This is a genomic window from Lujinxingia vulgaris, assembly GCF_007997005.1.
GTDB lineage: Bacteria > Myxococcota_A > Bradymonadia > Bradymonadales > Bradymonadaceae > Lujinxingia.
The window spans coordinates 34,190-56,006 of sequence record NZ_VOSL01000059.1 but is presented as its reverse complement, the minus strand read 5'-3'; the positions used below and the strand labels follow the sequence as shown (position 1 = coordinate 56,006).

Annotated in this window: 9 protein-coding genes; 4 read left to right on the top strand and 5 right to left on the bottom strand. The window is 63.1% G+C overall.

Annotated elements, in window-relative coordinates; genetic code table 11:
* Positions 1-59: 59 nt before the first annotated feature.
* Both FRC96_RS15040 and FRC96_RS15035 read right to left on the bottom strand, forming a co-directional pair.
* Positions 60-4,772, bottom strand: coding sequence for an Eco57I restriction-modification methylase domain-containing protein (locus FRC96_RS15040; RefSeq protein WP_146975592.1), 4,713 nt, complete (start codon positions 4,770-4,772; stop codon positions 60-62).
* A complete protein-coding gene (locus FRC96_RS15035; RefSeq protein WP_230470295.1) occupies positions 4,769-7,144 on the bottom strand; it encodes a helicase-related protein in 2,376 nt (791 codons plus the stop codon). The genes FRC96_RS15040 and FRC96_RS15035 overlap by 4 nt, the downstream gene beginning before the upstream one ends.
* A gap of 800 nt (positions 7,145-7,944) precedes the next feature.
* On the opposite strand from FRC96_RS15035, the gene FRC96_RS15030 reads away from it, so the two are divergent.
* The 4 genes from FRC96_RS15030 to FRC96_RS15015 all read left to right on the top strand — a co-directional run bounded on the left by FRC96_RS15030 (position 7,945) and on the right by FRC96_RS15015 (position 17,956).
* Positions 7,945-14,355: a DEAD/DEAH box helicase gene (locus FRC96_RS15030; protein WP_146975591.1), complete on the top strand. Its 6,411-nt coding sequence runs from the start codon at positions 7,945-7,947 to the stop codon at positions 14,353-14,355.
* Positions 14,356-14,405: 50 nt separating this feature from the next.
* A complete protein-coding gene (locus FRC96_RS15025) occupies positions 14,406-16,541 on the top strand; it encodes a 3'-5' exonuclease (RefSeq protein ID WP_146975589.1) in 2,136 nt (711 codons plus the stop codon).
* Positions 16,542-16,697: 156 nt separating this feature from the next.
* Positions 16,698-17,129, top strand: a complete 432-nt coding sequence (locus FRC96_RS22245; protein ID WP_230470294.1) for a hypothetical protein — start codon at positions 16,698-16,700, stop codon at positions 17,127-17,129.
* 59 nt (positions 17,130-17,188) lie between these two features.
* Entirely contained in the window at positions 17,189-17,956 is a 768-nt protein-coding gene (locus tag FRC96_RS15015; protein ID WP_146975587.1) for a hypothetical protein, read from the top strand.
* Positions 17,957-18,540: 584 nt separating this feature from the next.
* On the opposite strand, the gene FRC96_RS15010 is transcribed toward FRC96_RS15015, so the two are convergent.
* The 3 genes from FRC96_RS15010 to FRC96_RS15000 all read right to left on the bottom strand — a co-directional run bounded on the left by FRC96_RS15010 (position 18,541) and on the right by FRC96_RS15000 (position 21,740).
* On the bottom strand, positions 18,541-19,386 hold the full coding sequence (locus FRC96_RS15010) for a hypothetical protein (protein ID WP_146975585.1): 846 nt from the start codon (positions 19,384-19,386) through the stop codon (positions 18,541-18,543).
* 424 nt (positions 19,387-19,810) lie between these two features.
* Positions 19,811-20,497, bottom strand: coding sequence for a hypothetical protein (locus FRC96_RS15005; protein WP_146975584.1), 687 nt, complete (start codon positions 20,495-20,497; stop codon positions 19,811-19,813).
* A 451-nt stretch (positions 20,498-20,948) separates the two neighbouring features.
* Positions 20,949-21,740: a hypothetical protein gene (locus tag FRC96_RS15000; RefSeq protein WP_146975582.1), complete on the bottom strand. Its 792-nt coding sequence runs from the start codon at positions 21,738-21,740 to the stop codon at positions 20,949-20,951.
* Positions 21,741-21,817: the final 77 nt, after the last annotated feature.

The following is a 21,817-nucleotide window of genomic DNA, read 5'->3' as shown; positions in this document are numbered from 1 at the left end:
TGGGGGCCGAGTTCGTGCTCTAAGTGTTGTGCTGGGCGTGTAGTATCGGGTCAGGTGCATCAAGCGTCCACAGACTCGTCTTTAACCGGGGCGTTATCCCGCTCGGGATGACCAAATCTTTCCTCAAACACCCCCCAAACCTCCGCATAATCTTTCTCCCGATCGCACCGCGTAAACGGCGCCTCATACACAATCGTCTTCTCCCGCACCCCGCCGGGCAGGGTGTCGTCCTGGATGGTCTGGGTGACGGTGCCCTCGCTCATGTGTTGGACGTCTTGCCAGTAGGGGCCGTCGGGCCAGCTTGCGGATTTGGAGCGGGGCAGGCCCACGCCCACCAGGCCGCGGGAGTTGGTGAAGACGATGCGGCCCTTCTGGTCGTACCAGGTGTCGTCTTCGTACATGCGCATCACGGGGAACTGCACGCGGTAGATGGTCTGCAACTCTTCAAGGGTGAGGCCTAAGGCCATGGCGGCGAGCACGTCGATTTCGACCAGGGCCTGGCGGCGGGCGTAGTCGGTGCGCAGGGCCACGTCGCGGGTCCAGGTGGGGGTGAGGTGTTTAAAGTGGGCGTTGTCCAGGCGTGGGTCGTCTTTGGCAAACGCGTCGTCGGTGAAGGCCGAGTCGAAGCATTCCTGCCAGAGGTCGGCGTAGTGGGTGGTGAGGCAGTTTAGGAGAAGCCCACGGATTCTCAGGGAGGTGCCCAGTTGAGATTTTGGTGGAGTAGGAATCTTCATCTGATTTGCGACATCCTGTCGGAAATGCCCTTTGCCTGTGGATTTGACCATGAAATCATATGGCACTGAGTTGAAAAGCGCAGTGATGTAGGGGGTGAGTTGTTTGTTGTTTTTAAATGTCAGAGAGAAGCCAAGATCAAGATGGCCTGTCTTGGGTGGGGAAATTGCTGTTATTAGAGTTCTCTCGCCAGATTGACTAAGCATTGTACGTGAGATGACGCGATAAAACTCCGTCACCGGCTTCTCCACCCCCCAGCCAACCCGCGGCGTGCGGCTCCGATACTCCTCGGGTGTGCAGTCAGGCACGTAGTTGGTGCGGGGAAGGTAGTCGTCGGGGAGGTCGGTGAGGTCCAGGCAATCGTAGGCCTGGTTGTGGTTGCACACTTCGCGCGGGGTTTTGTTGAAGGGGGTGCCGACAAAGAAGTGAGGGCCTGAGAGGATCCACTCCGATGCGTCGGTCGGGAAGCGGGTTTCGCGGCGGATGGTGCCGTCTTTCTTCACCGCGTTTGTCTCGTCGAACATGACCGTTGCGTAATACTCATCCTTCAAATCGCCCAAACGTTGAGGCTGGCGGGCGAACTTCTCCAACACCGCGACAAGTTGGGTGGAGTGCAGGGCGGGCAGGCGTGCCTGCAAGGGCGGGGTGCCTTCATCGTCGTAAAGGCGCGCGAAAAGGGCCAGTTCGGTGGGGCCAACTTCAATAACGCGGGCGCGGTGGCCGTGGATGTTCCAGTTATGCTCGTCGTCTTTGATGCCGGGCACCGGGCCATGCCCGTGATGCTCCATACATGCGTCGACGGTTTGAGGTAGGAAGAGGTTGGCGATGTGGGAGAAGCGCCGTATGTCGCGAGCGTGTGCTCGATAGATATTAATGCTGAATATTGTTTGATCGTGTACTTCAGGAAAAAGGAAAAACGCGTTGGTGAACTGAAAATGATAGGCAAGTCTCGGATAGGTGAGGTTGCGGAAATTTCCGCCTTTAGGGTCGTTATACATCCCTTCAGGATGCAGAAATCCAACCACACCGCATTCATTGCCAATCCGCCATCCCGTCGGAATGAAACATTTATACAGGTTGGTCTGAATACCCTTTAACTCAGGGTAATTCGCCGCCGCGTTCAAGAAGTTCTGGGTGCCCGTCGCCTCTTCGTAGGCCGTCAGAAACTCGCTGCGGATCTGGAGGCGTTCGATGGTCTCCTGACGCACGATGTTGGTCTGGGAGGCGGTGAGTTTTTTGATGACGAAGTAGGGGTCGTGGTCGCCGAGCACGCCGCCTTCGTCCCATTCCACTTTGAGCCAGGGCGGGTTTCCGAGGACGAGGTCGAAGCCGCCGCGCTCCTCGAAAATATCGGCGAACTCCAGCTCCCAGTGGTGGAAACGGTAGCGGCTGGCGAGTTCTTGGACGAGGGTGAGACGGCGGCCGATGTCGTCGGAACGGTTGATGAGCTCGTTGAGGTTTACGAAGCCGTACTCTTCGAGCTCTCGGCGCGCTTCCTCAACAGGTTGGGTGGGAGCGAAGAGGTCGGTCTGGTCGTCGGCGCGGTGCGAGGGAAGGATGTCAGCCTGAAGAATCAGGTTGAGATCCCAGTAAAAGGTTTCGCGGTCGGGGATGAGCTCGGCGTGTTCGTTGGGCCAGAACCAGAGGGCGCACCAGTAGTCCATCGCCATCTTCAGGCGGCGGTAGGGGCTCGAAGCGCGCACTTTTTCGGAATAGAGCTCCTGGTGGAGCACCGTGTCTTTGTAGGCGGTGGTGGTGGGGCTGTGCGGGTCGGCGTCGGCATGCGGCCACACATCGATGGGGTCGATGGTGCGCTCGCGGATGTCGTGCATCTTCTCGACGTGGCGGGCCCAGAGGCGGTCGATGGCCTCGGTGAGCTCGTGCAGGTTTTCGAGGTTGTCGCGGGTCAGCCGCGCGTTAAAGGCCTTGCGCCATGTTTTAAAATGCTCGTGCGCGTCGGTGGCGAGCCCCTCGATGGGGTTTTTGCCGCCTTTGCCTTTGATGATGTGGTCGTCGTACTTCGCCATCCCCTCATCGCCCAACAAGAAATGGTACACCGGCTCGCCGCGCTCGCTGACGGGCACCTTCTGGTGGCGGGCGCCGACAAGCGAGTTGCCGCAGCGGAGCTGGGTGCCGAACCAGGGCACAAAGCCGCCCTCGTGGATGGTGTTGAGCCAGAGGGAGACCTCGGCGAGCTCCACGGCGATGGGGTTGAGGTCGACGCCGTAGACGTTGCGGTCGGCGATGAGGGTTTTGATGCGCTGCTTTTCGCTTAAATAGCGGTCGTGGGGGATGTCGCGCCCCAGCTCCTCCTGCTTGCGCTGGAGGTAGGCTTCGGCGAGCTGGTTGACGGCTTCGTTGAGGAAGGCGGCGCTGCCCATGGCGGGCTCGCAGACGGTGAGCGCCAGAATCTCATCGGCCGATGTGACGCCTTCGAGCAGCTCTTTGAGCGCGTACTTCACCAGGCACGAGGTGAGCACCTCGGGGGTGTAGTAGCTCGCCGATTTTTCGCGGTCGCGGCCGGCGAGTCGGTAGATAAAGGAGCCTTTGGGGTGGACGACGAAGTTGCCTTTTTCGTCTTTGACGATCTCGTTGCTGCTGTACTTCTCGAGGTCGTCTTTTTGCACGAAGTAGGCGGTGTGCAGTTCGTCGAAATCAACGTTGGCGCGCTTGACCTCATAGAGGTCGGTCTCGGCAAAGAAGCCGCGGTAGGAGAGCAGGGCCTCGTAGACGGCGCCGAGCTGGTTGATTCCGAGCTGGGCGTAGGAGATGCGCCCGCGGCGTTTGTTGGAGGCTCGCCCGCTGCCTTTGGTTTCGTGCGAGAGGCTCATCAGCTCGATGATGCGCTGCACGACGTGGTTGCGCAGACGCACGCCGCTCAAGATGGGGGTGGCTTTGGGATCGAAGAGGTGGGTGCGCAATGGCGAGAGGGTAAAGAGGCCGTGCACGGCGGTGGGAGCCTGCTCCCCATCGGGGTTACCGAGGTCGTAGAGGTCGGTCTGGCCGGTCTGCGCGGTGCCGTTGAAGATCATGTCGAAGAGGAGCTTGATCGACTCGTGCAGGTAGTAGCCGTTGAGGGACTCGGGGGTGGAGAGGTCGACCTGTTCCAGCTCGCGCAGGCTCTCCAGGCTGTAGCCCTTCAAATACGCGTCGTTGTTCATGGGCGCGTAGCCCAGCTCGGGGCGCGCCTCGATGTAGAAGAGGAAGAGGATGCGGTACATGAAGCGCAGGCATTCGCGGCTCAGTTCGTCTGCGAGGCCGATCTCATAGCGCTTCTTTTTCTTAACGTTTTCAATGTAATAGACCGCCTCGTTGCCCAGAAGTTCGATGGCTTCGCGCAGGGCGTATTTAAGATCCTGCGACACCCCGAAGGCGTGTTTGTGAGAGCTCTCGTCGAGGGTATCGAGCAGGGATTGGTCCTGCTCCGACCAGATTTGACGACGCTCCAAAAGCGCGGCGGTGACCTTGAGGGTGTCGGTGTCTTTGCGGCCGAGGATCTCGTCGAGGTCAAAGCGCAGGTAGCGTTTTTCGCGCCATTTGGTGCGGTCGATGAGCGTGATGTCGAGCTCGCTGCAGAGCAGGATGAAGCGGGGCGGCTCCTCGCGCTCAAAGAGGATGGCGTTGATGTGATCCTCATAGCGGCTGAGCGCGTCGAGGTCGGGAGCCTGCGCATCATAGGGCGCGTGGAGCGCCCAGAGCACCGGAGCGCCATCCTGACGGCTCACCTCGGTCAGGGTGGTTATGCTGAGCTCCTCGACCTCCCGGGTGCGCTCAAGGGGCTCGTAGCCCAGATCAAAGAGCAGGCGGGTGAGGAAGGTGGCGTGACGCTGGCGGCGCTCCTCGGCGTCGTCCATGGATTCGAGCTCGGCGCGTAGCTCAAAATACTCGCGGGCCAGGCGGCGCAGGGCGTCGTGGGGGCGCGTGCCGTCATCGTCGGACCAGTCTTTAAAGACCTCAGAGTTCAGGTCGCTCTGGAGGACGGCGTCGAGGTAGTGGTGCGAATAAAACTCGGTGTCGTTATCAATGCCGGTGAAGTTCATGCGTCACTCCTGAATGCAGCAATCACCTGCACGAAGGGGATCTTATCGGTGGTCATGCTCGCCTCAATCCACTCGATGTATTCATCGAAGAGGGCGTCGATCTCGCGTTTTTTGCGGCTCACCTCATCGTGGGTGGCGGCCGCTGCGGGGTCGGTGACGCCCGCGGATTCAAAGGCGAAGGTGAGCTGACGTTCTTTGAGGGTTTCGAGGCGGTCGAGGTGGGCCTGAAGACGCGGGTTGATGGCGTCTTCAAAACGCTCGCGCTCCTTGAGCATCTCGGCGCGGGCGCGTTCCACAGCCTGGGGCAGCAGAGCCTGCAGGCGCTCGGGGTTGAGCTCGGGGAGCTGGTTGGGGATGGGGCGGCTGCCCAGCTCCAGGCGCTCGCGCACCTCATCGAAGCTGAGCACGCTGGTGAGGGTGGTGTCGCGGAAGAGCACGCCGTACCAGCGTTGCACCAGGGGCTGGCCCTTCTGGTTGGGAATCAGCGTGGAGATCAGCATCAGTGACTCGCCAGGCTCAAGCCCGCGGTCGACGGTGATCAGCGGCGCGGTGTGGCGGCCGAAGGCGTAGGCGACGCGGTCATTGGCCCACTCCAAAAGCGGGTGAAGGCGCCAAAGATAGTGCAGCGCGGGCCAGGCGCTCTCCTCGGTGCGGGAGTGGGCGATGGCCTCATCCATCGCCTCTGTACGGGCGCTGAGCAGCAGACGATCGTCATCGGGGATGACCTCGTCGGGCAACTTCTCAAAGGCGCGGCGCAGTGTTTTGTTGAGGCGAAGATCGATGCGCTGCGCGTCGTCGTCGAAGCTCACCTCAAAGCCATAGCGGCTTTTGAGGAAGTAGAGGGCTTCGCGCAAGTAGTCGTAATCATTCGCAAAAAGGGCGGGGAGGTGGTCGGTGGCCGGCCCCTCGCCGCGCTTTTGATCCTGCTGCGAGGCGGCGCTCAACTTCAGCAGCGCTTCGAGGGGGTTATCGGTCTCAAAGGCCGCGAGGAAGGCGTCGGGAGAGGCGCCCCCCTCAATGGCCTCAGCGGTTTGCAGCTCCTGCTCCTCCACATCGTAGGTGCCCATGAGCGCGGAGGGGTCACCGATGTTGCGGGAGGCCTGGTCATCCTTTTCGACAAGGATCTCGAGGATGCGGGTGTCGGAGTAGATGCGCTCGTTTTGAGCCAGGGTGGAGAGGTAGGCGATATGCGGGGTGCGGGTCTGGCCGTAACGGTCGACGCGGCCGTTGCGCTGCTGGAAGACCATCAGCGACCAGGGGATGTCGAAGTGCACCATGCGATGGCAGTAGTAGTGGAGGTTGATGCCCTCACTGGCCACATCCGACGCGATGAGCAGGCGAATGTCCGAGGACTCTCGGCCGAAATCTTCGACGACCTGCTGTTGGTCCAGATCGCTCATGCCGCCGTAGAGGCAGGCGACCTTCTTCTCGTCGAGGCCCAGCGCGGCGGGGAGGTGGCTGGCGAGCCAGCGCATGGTGGCGATGCGCTCGGTGAAGATGACGAGGCGGTCGTCTTTAAAGTGCCCGCTAAACTTAAAGGGGGAGTCGTCGTCGGTGAGGGTGTCGACCAGGAGCTGAAACTTTGAAAAGTCTTCGGGGGCGACGCGCTCCAGCACGCGGCGCAGGTGTTGGAGCTGGGCGACGTCGTCCTTGTAGCGATCGGCGGTCTCGCGGCTCTCGATGGTCTTGATGCGGTTGTCGATGGTCTCCATCGCTGCGGCGGGGCTGGAGAGCAGGCCCTTCTCCAGGCTGGTCTTAAAGAGCATGCGGCCGCCGGTGCTCTTTGCGTTGGGGCTGTCGAGCGCGCTGAAGTCGAGCTCGGCAAAGGCATCAAAGACCTGCTCTTCGACGAGAGAGGCCTGCGCGTTGAGGCGGTGCAGCTCGCGGGAGGGGATCTTATCGCCGAGCTGGTCGGCCACATCGCCTTTGAAGCGGCGGATGAAGAGGCCCTCGATATCTTCGGGGGTGTAGTTCTCCTCATCGGCGATGGCGGTGGGGTCGAGCATGTTCATCAGGCTCGCAAAGCTCTGCGCGCGCCCGTCGTGGGGCGTGGCCGAGAGCATGATGAGGGCGTCGGAGCGGCGCGAGAGAAGTTGGGCGAGTCGGGCGCGCTGGGAGCGATCGTGGCCGCGCACGGCGACGTTATGGGCCTCGTCGATGACGATGACGTCCCAGTGGGCCTGCTCCAGGTAGTGGCGGAACTCGTTGTTTTGTTTGAGCGTATCGACCGAGATGATGGCGCGGTCGAAGTAATGAAAAGGGTTCTGGTTGGTGGGGATTTTGCGGCGAATGCGCTGCAGGCCGGTCGAGTCCAGGCGCACCAGCGGGATGGTAAAACGGCTCCAGAGCTCTTTCTGGAACTGGGTGAGCATGCTCTTGACGGCGACCACCAGGATGCGGCGCGCGCGACCGCGGGCGATGAGCTCGGAGAGGAGGATACCCGCCCCGCCTCCAGCGTCTTACCCAGGCCGACGGCGTCGGCGATGAGGATGCGCTGGCGCGGCTGCTGGAGCGCCTGGGCGGCGGGCTCAAGCTGGAAGGGCAGGGAGTCCATCGCGGCCTGATGCCCCACGTAGAGCTTTTCGTCGGTGGGGGGCATGCGCCGAAGTTGGCTTTCGATGTAGAGGAGCGAGGCCTGATAATTGCTGGACCGATCTTCGACCAACGCGGTGGTGGCCGGGTCGAGCACCTCGATCTCGCGCTCGTAGGACTCGATGAAGATGGTCTCGCGGTCGCGAACCAGCTCCGAGATGCCTACGGCCTCGATGGCGCGGGTCTTTTCGGAGGTGTTGGTGACACGGCGAACCCGCCAGGTCGCGTCGCGTACGACAATGTTGGCACCGGGCGCGATCGGTAACTTCGACATCTTTTCCCTTCCCTCAAAAAACGGCGTGGTGCGTCTGCGGGTCATGCGTGGACGACCGCTAAACGACTTGTAACATAGCAGCACTACCTCGAAGGTGTCACTCGCGTTGGCAGGGTGGTGCCCCCGGGGCGCGTGCAGCGTGAACCCTTTATGCCCGGCAAAAAAGCGTTTTTGAAGCCCTTTATTTTGCGTATTTCGATCAATCAATACCCTTTTCGGCGCCAGGTCAATCCCTTAGACTCGCGTCATCACATGAAGAACGCTCGTGAGCAGGTGAGTGGGACCTTTTCAATTGAGATGTAGCTTATGATTCCATCAGCGTTGGTGGCCCAGCTTCAGCAGGGCATGCGGGACTTCTTGAGGGCGAGTTTTTGGACGACGACGCCGGAGTTCGAGCCGATGCTCGACGGGCTGATTGAGGGGGATGGCGGCCGCGAGGAGCACCCGCTTTTCAGGGGGCCTTATGTCTCGATGAAGCTGCCTTTTGAGACGGGGAGTGTGGGCACGGATTTCTTTGAAGAGCTGCCCACGGCCTTTCCGCCCTACAAGCATCAGGAGCAGGCGTTTCGGCGTCTGAGCGAGGTCGACGGCAGCCCGCGGCGCAGCACGCTGGTGGCGACGGGCACGGGCTCCGGTAAGACGGAGAGTTTTCTCTATCCGATTCTGGCGCATTGCCTGAAACACCGGGAGCAGCGGGGGATTAAGGCGATTCTGATCTACCCGATGAACGCGCTGGCGCAGGATCAGGCCGAGCGCCTGGCGCGCATGATTCATGCCCACGAGGGGCTGCGTACCCATGTGAGAGCGGGACTTTATGTGGGCTCTGAGTCGGCTGAGGTCGCGCGTGAGATGGGGCCGAACACGATTATTACCGACAAGAAGCTGCTGCGGGAGACGCCGCCGGATATTCTTCTGACCAACTATAAGATGTTGGATTATCTGATGATTCGGCCCGGCGATCAGGTGATCTGGCAGTGGAATGACCCGCAGACCTTGCAGTACCTGGTGGTCGATGAGCTGCACACCTTCGACGGGGCGCAGGGCACAGACCTTGCGAGCCTGATCCGTCGGCTGAAGGCGCGGCTGAAGACGCCCCAGGGGCATCTGACCTGCGTGGGGACCTCGGCGACGATGGGGGAGGGGCGCGAGAGCGCGGAGCGTTTGCGGCATTACGCCGGAGCGATTTTTGGGGAGACCTTTGATGAGGATGCGGTGATCGAGGAGAGCCGCGTCTCCAAAGATCATTTTTTGAGCGAGCTGCAGGCCCGGCGCGGGGCGTTGGGTTTGGAGGCTGGCGAGGAGCTGGATCAGGTGCCGGATGTGGGGGCGCATGGGGAGCTCTTGCCCACCGGCTACAGCGACCCGCATGCCTATCTGAGCGCGCAGCAGCGGATCTGGTTTGGGCGCGAGTTTGGGTCGGCGGCCGAGCTCGGCCAGGCGCTGGTGGGGCACTTTATGCTCGACCGGCTGCTCTACCATGTGGGCACGCGGCCGCGCAGCCTAAGCGATCTTGTGGAGGTGCTGCGCACCGAGGCCTTTGCCTCGGAGCCGGTGGAGGTGGTGGAGGCGGCGCTCTTGAGTTTCATCTCGCTGGTGGCCGCGGCGCGCGATGAGGGTGGGGCGCGGCCCTTTTTGCATGTGCGCGTGGAGCTCTGGCAACGCGAGCTGCGACGGATGGTGGCCTCGGTTGGCGAGCATCCGAAGATGGCCTTTCATGATGATCTGACCAAAGAGCAGCGTCGCAACCATCTGCCGGTGGTCTATTGCCGGGAGTGCGGCACGATGGGCTGGGCCACGCTCATTGAGAAGGACAAGCCCTTGAGTTTGAGCTGCAACCTGCAGAGCTTCTATGCTGGCTACTTCAGCAATGACGAGCGGGTGGCGTTCTTCTTCCCCAGAAGTGCCGGTGTGGAGGGGGATGTGTGGCATGTGCCGGGCACCACGCTGGAGCGACGCCGCGAGCCGCCAACCGCCGAGGAGCTGCAGGAGGAGGGGGGCTGGGTGGAGGCGATCTTTACCGACAACACCTACGAGAGCGGGGAGCGGGGCACGCGTTCGCATACGGACTGCCCGGGGTGCCAGGCTAAGAGCAGCCTCTCGCTGATGGGCTTTCAGGCCGCGTCGTTGACGAGCGCGTACATCAACCAGCTTTTTTCGTCGCGTTTTAACGACGATAAGAAGTTGCTGACCTTCTCGGACTCGGTGCAGGACGCGGCGCATCGCGCGGGCTTTTTTGAGGCGCGCACCTGGCGCTTTAACCTGCGGGTGGCGATTCAGCGGGTGGTGGAAGACAACGCTGAAGACATGAGCTTTGAGACGCTCACCGAGCGGGTGGTGGACTACTGGACCGGGGAGCTGGGGCAGGAGGGCTTTGCGGCGGTGTTTTGCCCGCCGGATATGGCCTGGCTCTCGGAGTATCAGGCCTTGCTCGCCGAGGAGATCAGCGAGACGCAGCTCGCGAAGCTCATCGAGCTGATTCGGCGGCGCGTGCAGTGGGAGGTTGTGGCCGAGTACACCTACATCGCGCGCATCGGGCGCACCCTGCCGCGCACCGGCGCGTCGGTGGCTTACGCCGATCCGCAGAAGATCGAGGAGGCGCTGGGGCGCGTGGTGGCGCGGGTGAGCGAGGAGGTCGGCGGGATGCGCGAGCTTGAGGTCGACGATCTGCGCCCGGCGGTGATGGGGCTGTGCCGGCGAATGATGCAGCTCGGGGCGATCTTTGAGCCCAGTCTGACCGAGGCGTATCGCAGCAGTGGTGGCGAGAAGACCTTTACGCTGGGGCGCATCAACCACCTGCCGCGCTTTGGGCCACGGAGTCGGCTGCCGGCGTTTTTGTGCAACCGGCCGGGCACGCGGCGTTTTGAGAGTTATGTGCGACGCGGCAAGCAGACCTGGTACGACACCTACCTGCAGCGGGCGCTGGAGGCGAAGGTGCCGCTGCTCGCTGACGACACGGCGAGCTATGTGTGGACGGCGATTCTGGAGGAGCTGACGCGGGTGGGGCTCTTGCAGGAGGAGATGCAGGGGGGCACGCGGCTGTGGGGATTTGGGATGGATGCGCTGCGGGTGACGCGCAACGTGGCGCTGCTCAAAGAGCAGACGAGCGGGTCGGTGGTTGCGGTGGCGGAACACGAAGCGCAGAGCTGGCTCGGAGCGCCGGCGTTGGGGCCGATGGGCGGGGGGCACGCGCCATTTGAGGGCGAACACGATGCGTACTACCGGGCGCTTTACCGCGGTGGGGAGGTCAGCCGCATTGTGGCGCGCGAGCATACGGGATTGTTGGAGCGGCCGGTGCGCGAAGATGTGGAGCAGCGCTTCAAATCGCGGGATGGCAAGCTCTGGGATCCGAACCTCTTGAGCTGCACGCCTACCCTGGAGATGGGCATTGATGTGGGGGATCTGTCGACGGCGATCCTCTGCTCGGTGCCACCGAGCCAGGCGAATTACCTGCAGCGTATCGGGCGGGCGGGGCGTCGCGATGGCAACGCGCTCCTGCTGACGCTGGCCGGAGCACGCGACCACGATATTTATTTCTTTCTGGAGCCCGAGGAGATGATCGCCGGGCATGTGGCCACGCCGGGCGTCTTTTTGAATGCCTCGGCGGTGTTGGAGCGCCAGCTTACGGCCTTTGCCTTTGATCGCTGGGCAGCGAGCGGAGTGGCGGCGAATGCGTTACCCCCGAGGGTGGGGTTCGCGCTCAAGCAGGGCGACGCTAACGCCTTTCCGAACAACCTGGTGAACTTCATTGAGAGCCAGCGCGATGCGCTCTTTGAGGCGTTTGTTGAGCTTTTTGATGCGCACCTCAGCGAGGAGTCGCGCGCGTATCTGCGCCGCTTCCTCTACGGCGACGGCACCGAGTTTAAGAAGCTCAGTGTGCGCATCGTGGAGGCCTTTGATGATCTTCGCGTTGAGATTCGCGACCTCGATCTGAGCACCCAACGCATGAAGCGCGCCATCGATCAGTTGGAGGCCGAGAAGGTGCGCGATAACGCCCAGGAAGAAGAGCTCGACGCGATGAAGAAGGAGCGCACCGCGTTGCGCCGTTTGATCGTGAAGATCAAAGAGCGCAACACGATGGAGTACCTGACCACGCGCGGGCTCCTGCCGAACTACGCCTTCCCGGAAGCGGGCGTGATCTTGCAGTCGGTGGTGTGGCGGCGTCGCGGCGAAGAGGAGCGGGGCGATGGCAAGTATGTGACCTTTGAGTACGAATACGAGCGGCCCACCAGCGCGGCGATCAAGGATTTTGCGCCTCGCAACATCTTCTATGCGGGCGGTCGGCAGGTGGAGGTGGATCGCATTGGCATTGATGCCGAAAGCGTGGAGAGCTGGCAGTTCTGCGATGTCTGCCACTACGCGGAGATGGTGCAGGGCAAGAGTGATTCGGCCAAATGCCCGCATTGTGGGAGCGCGCAATTTGGTGATGTGGCAGGCCAGGTGCATCAGATGGTGCGGCTGCGTCAGGTCTTTGCCAACACCAACGATCGGAAGAGCCGCATTGGCGATGAGAGCGACGAGCGGAAGCCGCGCTTTTATAACCGGCGTATGCTCGTGACCCGGCGTGGCGAGTCGCGGGAGAGCCACGCGATCGACGATGCCACCATCCCCTTTGGTTATGAGTATGTGCCGCGCACGGATTTTCGGGAGATCAACTTCGGGGAGAGCTCCGGAAGCGACCATGGCCGACGTGGGACGATCGCCGGGGTGGAGAACATCCACACCGGGTTCCGGGTCTGCGCTGACTGCGGGAAGGTGCAGTCGGAGCTGCGCGCCGGCAAAGACGCCGTCTCCGAGCATAGCTTTGGTTGTGTTAGCCGAACCCAGAAGCGCGCCGAGAAGATCATTGAATGCCTCTTCCTCTACCGCGACTTCCAGGCTGAATCGGTGCATCTGCTCTTGCCCTTTGCGAAGCGCCCGGGCTTTGAGGAGAAGATGCAGTCCTTCATCGCGGCGTTTCAGATGGGTATGCGGGAGTTTTTTGGCGGGCAGGTCGATCACCTGGCGTCGACGAGTTACATCGTGCCCGGGAAGGGCGATGAGCCGGAGCGTCTCTTTCTGGTGCTCTACGACCAGGTGCCCGGCGGCACCGGTTACCTCAACGACCTGATGCGCCCCAACGCCGATGGCGGCTCGAAGATCTTTGAGATTCTAGAGCTCGCGCTCGAGCGCCTGACCTCCTGCCGCTGCAACGCGGATCCGCGTAAGGATGGCTGCTACCGCTGTCTCTTTGCCTACCGCAACAGCTTTGAGATGCCGTCGACCTCACGCAACACGGCGGTGGAGGTCTTTGGCGAGCTGCTCCAGGCTCGGGGTAAGTTGAAGCCCGTGGAGTCGCTCAACGCTGTGAGCGTGACGGGGCTTGCGGAGTCGCATCTGGAAGCGCGCTTTCGCGAGGCGCTGCGCAAGTCGCCGGGCATCACGATGAGCTCGGATCTGATTCAGTCGCGCGCGGGCCATCGCCTGAATGCCAACGGTTCGCGCTGGCAGATGTTTGAGCAGGTGAACTGGGATAAGAGCGCGACGCTGGCCCGGGGCGTCTCGATCGACTTCTTGATCGAGCCCGCGCCGGGTGGGGCCGGGGGAACACCGCTGGCGATCTTCACCGACGGCTACCAGTACCATAAAGCGCGTATCGCCGAGGACCTCCACCAGCGCATGGCGCTGGCGGTCTCGGGGCGCGCTCACCCCTGGTCGCTGACCTGGCACGACCTGGATCACGCGCTGGCCGAGGGCGACGATGAGGCTGCGGCGATCTGGCCCACGAATGAAACCGTGGATGATCTGCTCAAGATGTTCGCGGAAAATCTCGGGGTGAAGCACCTCACCCTGCTGCCGGGCATGAAGAGTTTTGAGCTCTTACGAAGCTACCTCGATCTGGAGCGGCACGCTGGCGAGCCAGGTGAGACCTCGCCATGGTTGACGATGATCGGGACCCTGGTCTTTGTCTCGTCGATGGATATGGCCCAGACCGCAGCCGATCGTGAAAGTTTTGCCCGCGAGGCTCGTGAAGCCTTGCCTCCGGCCATCGCCGAAGACCTGCTGGACGGGATGCCCGAGGGTTTTATGGGCAAAATTCTCCAGGGGCCAGCGCTCCCTGCGAAAGACGGCCAGGAACGCGTCGCGGTGCGCACCTTCATCGTCAGCGATCGCACGTTTATCGGAGTTGATACGACGACGACACCGCATCAAAAGACGATCGATCCGACGAAGGTTCGCGTCGCGGTGCTCCTCGACGATGAGAACTTCGATGTGGAGGAGACGGCCTACCGCCGCGTCTGGAATGGAGTGCTGCGCCTGCACAATCTCCTGCATCTTTTGCCCCATTGCTGGATGACCACCACCAGCAGCGCCGCCCGGTTCAACTACTCCGACATCATCGCCACGCGCCCCCGCCGCAGCGGCGCGTCCGACGGGGAGTGGGAGGCGGCCCGTGACGCCGCGGCCGATGTGGAGCTGGGCCTTGTGGTCGACCGCCTCTTTGAAGCGGGCGCGCCCCTGCCGGCGGTGGGTGACGAGCTCCTCGACAAGGAGGGCTTCCCGAAGGGGCCGCCAGCCGACCTGTCGTGGAAAGCGCTCAAGATCGCCGTGGTTTACAGTGAGGAGGACAAGGCTCCTTACGTTGAGGAGGGCTGGAGGGTGTTTCTCTCCGACGAGGTGAGCGCCGACCCCACCGAGCTGCTGGCCGCCCTCAACGCCGCGAGCGCCCAAAACGATTAAGCTGCCAGTCTTGCTGACCGTCTTGCTGCCTATTTGACCGAGAGAACCCTATGTCCGCGCTGGAAAATACTTTCAAAGTCGCCCTCTCCGAGGACCTTCTCGACGCGCTCTTTAAGCTGCCGCGCACGCAGCAGAAGAAGGTGCAGAAGTTCATTCGCGGGTTTCGCCGCGACCCGACCTCGAGCGCGCATAACTACGAGACGATTCAGAACGCGGCTGATCCGAACATGCGCTCGGTGCGCATCGATCAGGCTTATCGGGCCATCGTGCTGGCGCCGAAGCAGGGCAATGTCTACGTGATGCTCTACGTGGCGAACCACGACGATGCCTACGACTGGGCGCAGCGCCGGCGCGCGGAGATTCATCCAGAGACAGGCAGCCTGCAGGTCTTCTCGGTCGATGAAGAGCGTTATGTGGAGCCGAGTGAGGTCGAGGACCTCGAGGCCAAGCCTCTTTTTGAGGAGGTGCGCGATCGCGAGCTTCGGCGTCTGGGCGTGCCCGACGATCTGCTGCCGGTGGTGCGCCGGCTGCAGACGGTCAGCGAGCTGGAAGGGGCTGCTGGCGAGCTGCCCCCGGATGTCTATGAGGCGCTCTACTGGCTCTCGCAGGGCGACTCCCTGGAGACGGTGCTCAATGTGGTCGTGCTCGATAAGGAGCAGGAGGTCGACACCGAAGACTTTGCCAAAGCGCTCGAGAACCCGCAGTCGCAGCGCAAATTTGTGGTCGTCGACGACGAAAACCTCGAGCAGGTGCTCAACGCGTCGATGGAGAAGTGGCGGGTGTTTTTGCACCCGATGCAGCGCAAAATCGTAGAGCTCGACCTCAACGGCCCGATCCGCGTGCTGGGCGGCGCGGGCACGGGCAAGACGGTGGTGGCGATGCACCGCGCGGTGTTTCTGGCCCGCGAGAAGTTCAACGCCCCCAACGACCGGCTGCTCTTTACGACCTTTACCAGCAACCTGGCCCGCGACATCTCCGAAAACCTGCGCAAGCTGGCCGACCCGGAGTTGATGCGCCGCATTGAGGTCGTGCACCTCGACCAGTGGGTGAGCGACTTTTTGAAAGGTCAGGGCTACGCCCGCAAGATCGAGTACTACCAGTCGGGCTCCGGCACGCTGGCGAAGCTATGGCAGGAGGCGCTGGGCGGGGTGCCCGCGCAGATGGAGCTGCCCGAGTCCTTCTTCCGCGAGGAGTGGGAGTACGTTGTCCAAGCCCAGGGCTGCCAGAGCCTGCGCGACTACCTCCGAGCCCGCCGCACCGGCCGCGGCGTGCCGCTTCGCGGCGCGCAGCGCCGCGATATCTGGAAGGTCTTTGAGACCTACCGCGCCAGTCTCAACGAGAAAGGGCTCAGCGAGCGAGCCGACGCGCTGCGCGATGCCCGCGCACTCTTGAAGGAGAAGGGCGACGTGTTGCCTTACCGCGCCATCCTCCTCGATGAGGCGCAGGATATGGGCGAGGAGGCGTTTAAGCTGATTCGCCAGATGATTCCGGAGCAGCGCGACAACGACCTCTTTATCGTCGGGGATGGCCACCAGCGCATCTACCGTCAGCCTGTCGTGATGAAGCAATGCGGCATCAACATTCAGGGCCGCAACCACGCCCATAAGCTGCGCATCAACTACCGAACCACCGACGCCATCCGCCGCTTCGCCGTGGGCATCCTGGAGGGCATTGACGTCGACAACCTCGATGGCGAGGTCGACCAGGAAGACGGCTACAAGTCGCTGCGCCCCGGCGTAAGCCCCCGCATCGAGAACGCCCGCGACTTTGGCGACGAGGTCGACCGCATCGAGGCCTTCATTCGCGAGGTAGAGCCCGAGGACTACCGCGACACCTGCCTCGTGGCGCGCACCAACAAGCGCGTCGCCGACTACAAGGAGGCGCTGGAGAAACGCGGCATCCCCACCCACACCATCAGTCGCCAGACCTACGACGACCGCAGCGCCCCGGGCGTGCGCGTGGCCACGATGCACCGGGTCAAAGGCCTGGAGTTCGACCGGGTGATCATCGCGGCGGTTAATAAAGGCGTGGTGCCTCTGCAGTACGTGCTTGATGGCAGCCAGGACGAGATGGTGCGGGCGGATCTGGATACCCGGGAGCGCGCGTTGTTTTATGTGGCGACGACGCGGGCGCGGAGTGAGGTGTTGGTGACGAGTTATGGGGAGAGGAGTGGGTATCTGGGGTGAAGGGGGCGCCCGGGTTCGCCACGCTGGTCGATTCGTTCGGGCGTTCGGTGGTTCGCGTTTTGTGGTCAGGTGGTTGTGGGGTCAGGTGGTTGCGCAACGCCCCGCTTCGCCACGCTGGTCGATTCGTGAGCACGTCCGGTGGTTCGCCGGGGGGGCATGCCGCCACTCGTATTCAGCCAGCGGCGGGGTGATGCCCGAAACACTCTCGATGACCCCAACCTCCTTCAGGATCCGCGCCAAAAGCGCTTCCGACACACCCTCTGGCGTGACGAGCTCCACCTTCCTGTCGAGGAGCGCTTCGAGCAGCTCCGAGAGCTCGAAGAGGTTCGCGTAGGTCTTCTCGCCATCCCGAAAGTCGACCTAAAGATCGACGTCACGTTGCGCGTGGGCGTCGTCGCGTGCGAAGGAGCCGAAGAGGCCCGGGCGGTGGACGCCGAGCGCGTGGATGGCGGGCCCGTGCTCGGCGAGTCGAGACAGAACGGCGTGGTTGGCCAGGGTTGGTTTCATCGTTGTGTCTCTGGGGCTGTGCGCTTTGTTCAGGGGGCGGCCCATCCCTGCGTCGTTGTGGCGCTTTTCGCAACGCGTTGAAGCCCTTTGCCAGGCTCCCTACCCTCAGCCACTCACTACCCCATCGTGGCGGACCTCCCATGAATCGCATTCACCCTCTCCTTACACTCGCCGCGCTCCTTGTGTTTAGCCTCTTGAGCGCTCCGGTCGCCGCGCAACCCGCGCTCTACCCGGAGTCGCCCGAGCGCTCCCCACCCACCGCCGCGCCTTCCGCCGATGCCGACGCGGACGCCGGCGACGAGCCCCGATTTCAGCTTCTTCAACCCACCCGCGTGCGCTGGGGGAAGAGCTACCTGGAGTATCAGCTCAAAGACCGCCAGACCGGCGAGGTCTATCGTGAAGGGGATTTCTACCGGGTGCTCGGGCATCCCGAGTTGGGCGAGCAGTTTGACGAGAATATGGCGCGCCAGACCCGGGGATACGTTCTGGGGGTTCCGATGATGGCGGTGGCGGTTCCGGTGCTCGTGGTGTCGGTCCCCGTGGTGATGTTTTCGGCCTTTTTCGTGTTCCTTGCGGGGATGGGGGCAGGGGCGGCGCTTCTCCCGCCCGCCGAGGCGTGGTGGGCGGTGGGCGGTGTGGTCGTCGGGGGGCTGACGTTTGGGTATGGGGCAAAACTCTATTCAGCTCGCCACCGCTATCGGCTCGTGTTGGTGGGGCAGGCCGACGCCCAACGTCTCGTGGAGGAGGCCAACGCGCGTGGTGCGTTGTTCGACGCCCGGGGTAACGCGCGGCTGCGCGAGACACCGTCGAGCTTTCGGTTGAGCGTGGCGCCTTATGTGCGGCCGACGCTGGGGCGCTCCGGAGAGGCCGGAATGGCGGGGGGAGTGGGGTTGAGGATGCGTTGGTAGAGCGTTGGGGCGCCGGGGTTCGCGATGTTGGCAGGCAGGTACGGGCGTTGGGTGGGGCGCGGGTTGTGGTTGGGTGGTTAAGGGGTTGGGTGGTTGTGGGGCGCCGGGGTTCGCGACGTGGGTCGATTCGTGAGTGCGTTGGGTGGTTCGCGGGTTGTGGTTGGGTGGTTGGGTGGTTGTGGGGCGCCCCGCTTCGCAACGCTGGTCGATTCGTGTGTGCCGCATTTGGCGGAAGCGGAAGGTCCCGCTTCGCCGCGCTGGTCGAGGCGTGCGCTCGGGTTTTGGAGCGCGGGCGTTTCGCGAGCCCCTCGACCCACACGCCATCTTCATCGCCGGGGTTTCGCGAACCCGTCGACGCCTGGCCGGGAGGCAGGCGGTGCCTGTTCTGAACCCCTCGACCCCTACAAAAATGGCAGGCTGTGCCTGTTTCGTACCCCTCGACCCCTGGAGAAATGGCAGGGTGTGCCTCTTTTGACCCCCTAAGTGCCCCGTTCGGGGTATGTGGTTGCGTGAACTTCGGGCAAAACGAAGCCCCGGTGGCGAGCCGGGGCTTTTGGGGCGTTTAGCGTGTCGCAATCAAGCCATCAGACGTGGGTGGGCTGCACCACATCATCACTGACCACCGGAGGCTGGACGTCGCTGGGAGGCGCGTCGCCCTCCAGGAGTTCTTCGCCGCTGACGGGGTCGATGTCGGTGGGTTTGAGGCGGCGGCGATGGTCGGCGCGCACGCGTTCGTGTTGTTCGGTGAAGCCGGCGATGAGGGATTCGCGCTGCCGGGTGGCCTGCTCGTCGAGGGAGGGGTAGCTGGCGAGGGCCTGGAGGTAGACGAGCGCGGCCGCCTCGTGGAGCTCCTCGCGGGCGGCGCGCACGTCGATGAAGGGGACTCCGGCGTCGGCCTCACGGTTGAGCTCGGCACGGAAGCGCGCGACGAGTTCGCGGAGGCGAGTGACCTCGCGTTCCAGGCCGAGCAGTGTCATGTCGCTGGCGAGCTGGCTGTCGGTGTGCTCCAGAAACACGTCGAGGATGCCGAGCTGCACCTCAAAGCTCTGATGCACAATGGGAGCAATGCCGCGCGGGAAGAGGACGTCGAGCACGCGCCGGGCGGCCTGGACAACCGGGTCCTCGTCGGGGCCCACGGTGCGCGCGTCGGTCATGGCCTTGATCGCGCCAACCTGGGCGTCGATCTGGTTGTCGATGGCCAACGCCTCGCCGCGCGCCGACGAGCTCTGGGTGCGGGCCTGCTCGTAGGCGAACTCCAGACGCAGCGCGCGCTCCCCGACGCTGATGGCCTCGTCGGCGGCCGCTTTGAGGGTGTCGAGGCTGCGCTTTTCGGCTTCGTCGCGAAGGGCTTTGAGCGCGAAGACGTAGCGGCCGGTGGGCATGTGAATGAAGTTGAGGTGATTGGAGACGATCCCTTTGATGCTTCTCATCGCTTTCCTCGCTTCTAAAGTCGGCCTTGCGAGCGGACGCAGAAGGCCCGTCGACAACGCCGTGACGTAAAAGGACCGCCGCGCCCCATGCGCGGCGGAACACTTCAGGGCGAGATCTCCTACGACGTACATCACTAGGATGAAGGATGGATCTCGGGTGTGGTGAATGAGGGTAGGTTAGATGGGGGAGGGGGGGAGGTCAACGCGGGTGGGGCGGCGGGGTGCGCGATGTTGGCAGGCCGGTAAGGACGTTGGGTGGTTCGCGGGTTGTGGTTGGGTGGTTAAGGGGTTGGGTGGTTGTGGGACGCCGGGGTTCGCGATGTGGGGCGATTCGTGAGGACGTTGGGTGGGGCGGGGGTTGTAGACGCCCCGCTTCGGGATGCGGGTTGATTTGTGCGGGCGTTCGGGGGGGCGCGGATTGTGCTTAATCGTGTTGAAAGCTCATGGTGGCGTACTTTTCGTAGAGAACCTCGCTCTCGCCCTGGCACTCCGGTTCGGCGACATCGGAGCAGGGGATCCCCGGAGATACGGTGACTTCGGCGAGGTCCTCGTTCCAGTCGATGTAGCCGGCATACCAGGGCGTTTGGATATCGTTGGCGCCAATCTCCTGAGCAGCTTCCCAGATGAGTTCACCGGCAAGGTAGACGCGGGCATGGGCGCGGATGGCCTCGGTATGGTTGTGGCCCATAGCGACAATATGGGTGCGTCCCGAGGAGAACGCGTCGTGAACGATATAGTTGAGGGGATCGTCATAGCCGACCGTGCTGACCATGGTGACTTGTGTGTCGACACCGTCAGTCGTGAAGGTCGACGGGTAGTTGCCCCAGAAGACGCATTCATTTTCGTCAATGGCTTGAGAAAAAGAGTCTTCCTCCGAGGTGCAGTAGTAGAGGTCCAGGCCTCCGCGAAACTCCGGGTCGTCTTCATTCGGAAGGAGTTTTTCCCAGGAGAGCGCAATGACGACTTCGTCCTCGGGGAGCGGGGGCGTCTCGGAAGGCTGCGGGTCGCAGGGGGCGTCGGGGCAGTCGGCGGTGTCAGCGGTATCGGCGTTACAGGCGCTGCCTAGAAGGAGTAGGGCGCAGAGGGCGATGATGGGACGTGTCGGATTCATAAGAGGGATCCTGTGGTGTTGAAACGTTGAATTGAATACTACGCCGTGAGCCAACGTTGGCGCCGTGTCTGCTGCACCGAGAGCACCCTGAGCTGCGTTACAAATCCTCGACGATGCAAAAGCATCGCCTGTGGTTTGCGCCTTGTTCAGGTCACTCTCGGTTTCGCATCCAAAGGCGTCAACATTAGCTCACAGCGTTATGATGGCCTGCGGCGATCGGTTCTGAGTTGCTCTCGAGATGAAAGCGCGTGTGATGCGAGCTCCACGCGTTGCGTTGCTCACGATGCGCTGGCGACGCCCGTGGGATGAGAAACTCACGTTAGCCAGAAGGAGGGGGGCGATTCAAATGGTTGTGGCGTTGGGTTTCAGGGGGCGCCCCGCTTGGGGATGCGGGTTGATTTGTGCGTGGGTTAGGGGGCGTGTCCGTGGGGGGAGTCTGAGGTGGTTTTATTCACTCCACCTCCACCTCATGCTCGCTCAAATCCAGTGGGACCTCGTCCATATAAAGCCCGCCTCGGGCGCAGCGGTTGGCGTCATCGGCCAGGCAGGGGAGGGGGGTGAAGCGCTCGGGGGTGTCGGTGTGGGGGAGCCAGTCGAAGAGGGCGACGTACCAGGTCTGGCCGGGGGCCATGAGGGCTTCGCGGTACTGCCAGACGCGCTCGCCATGGAGGTAGACGTCGACCCTGGCGAGCACGGTGTGGGCGCCGGCGATGTAGCGGACCGCGGCGTGGGTGCGCTGGCCGGGGAGGATGGGGTGGCCGACCTGCTCGATGAGGCCGTGGCGGGTGGCGTTGTCGCCGGCGCGGGTGAAGAAGAGGTCGCCGTTGATGGGCCAGGGGTTCTCGGGGGTGCGCCAGGAGGTGCAGCCCAGGCGGTTGGGGGCGTCAAAGGAGGTGGCCAGCGGGCTCATGCAGGCGATGAGATCGAGGTCGACGGCGTCTTCGCGCAGGATGGGGCCGTCGATCAGCGGCTCCCAGGAGAGGCGCATCACAAAGGGCTCGTCCATCAGCGGGGCGGCCGCGTCGTCGGGCAGCGGGGGAAGGTAGGGATCTTCGGCGGGCTCGGGGGGGACGGGGGTTTCGTAAAACGCCCAGTGGGCGTCGGAGTCGACGGGGGCCGGGGCGCTGGCCTCGATCGGACCGCAGGATGTGGTGAGTGCGGCGAGGAGCAGCGCGGCGCTCAGACGATGCAGAACATGGGGACGTGGGAGGGGCGCGGGTGCTACAAGGCCAGGTCGGGTCATGGTCGTCTCGGCGGTGGCGGCGAAGGGGCCGGTGGCTGGCGAGTTCCCTCCGCGGTGATGGTGTGAGCGTGGGGAGA

What these genes read in the sequence shown, in the direction of transcription:
- FRC96_RS15030 (WP_146975591.1), top strand. Translation starts at nt 7,945, where the DNA reads ATGATTCCATCAGCGTTGGTGGCCCAGCTTCAGCAGGGCATGCGGGAC.
- FRC96_RS15005 (WP_146975584.1), bottom strand. Translation starts at nt 20,497, where the DNA reads ATGAATCCGACACGTCCCATCATCGCCCTCTGCGCCCTACTCCTTCTA.
- FRC96_RS15010 (WP_146975585.1), bottom strand. Translation starts at nt 19,386, where the DNA reads ATGAGAAGCATCAAAGGGATCGTCTCCAATCACCTCAACTTCATTCAC.
- FRC96_RS15025 (WP_146975589.1), top strand. Translation starts at nt 14,406, where the DNA reads ATGTCCGCGCTGGAAAATACTTTCAAAGTCGCCCTCTCCGAGGACCTT.
- FRC96_RS15000 (WP_146975582.1), bottom strand. Translation starts at nt 21,740, where the DNA reads ATGACCCGACCTGGCCTTGTAGCACCCGCGCCCCTCCCACGTCCCCAT.
- FRC96_RS15015 (WP_146975587.1), top strand. Translation starts at nt 17,189, where the DNA reads ATGAATCGCATTCACCCTCTCCTTACACTCGCCGCGCTCCTTGTGTTT.
- FRC96_RS15040 (WP_146975592.1), bottom strand. Translation starts at nt 4,772, where the DNA reads ATGAACTTCACCGGCATTGATAACGACACCGAGTTTTATTCGCACCAC.
- FRC96_RS22245 (WP_230470294.1), top strand. Translation starts at nt 16,698, where the DNA reads ATGCCGCCACTCGTATTCAGCCAGCGGCGGGGTGATGCCCGAAACACT.
- FRC96_RS15035 (WP_230470295.1), bottom strand. Translation starts at nt 7,144, where the DNA reads ATGCTCACCCAGTTCCAGAAAGAGCTCTGGAGCCGTTTTACCATCCCG.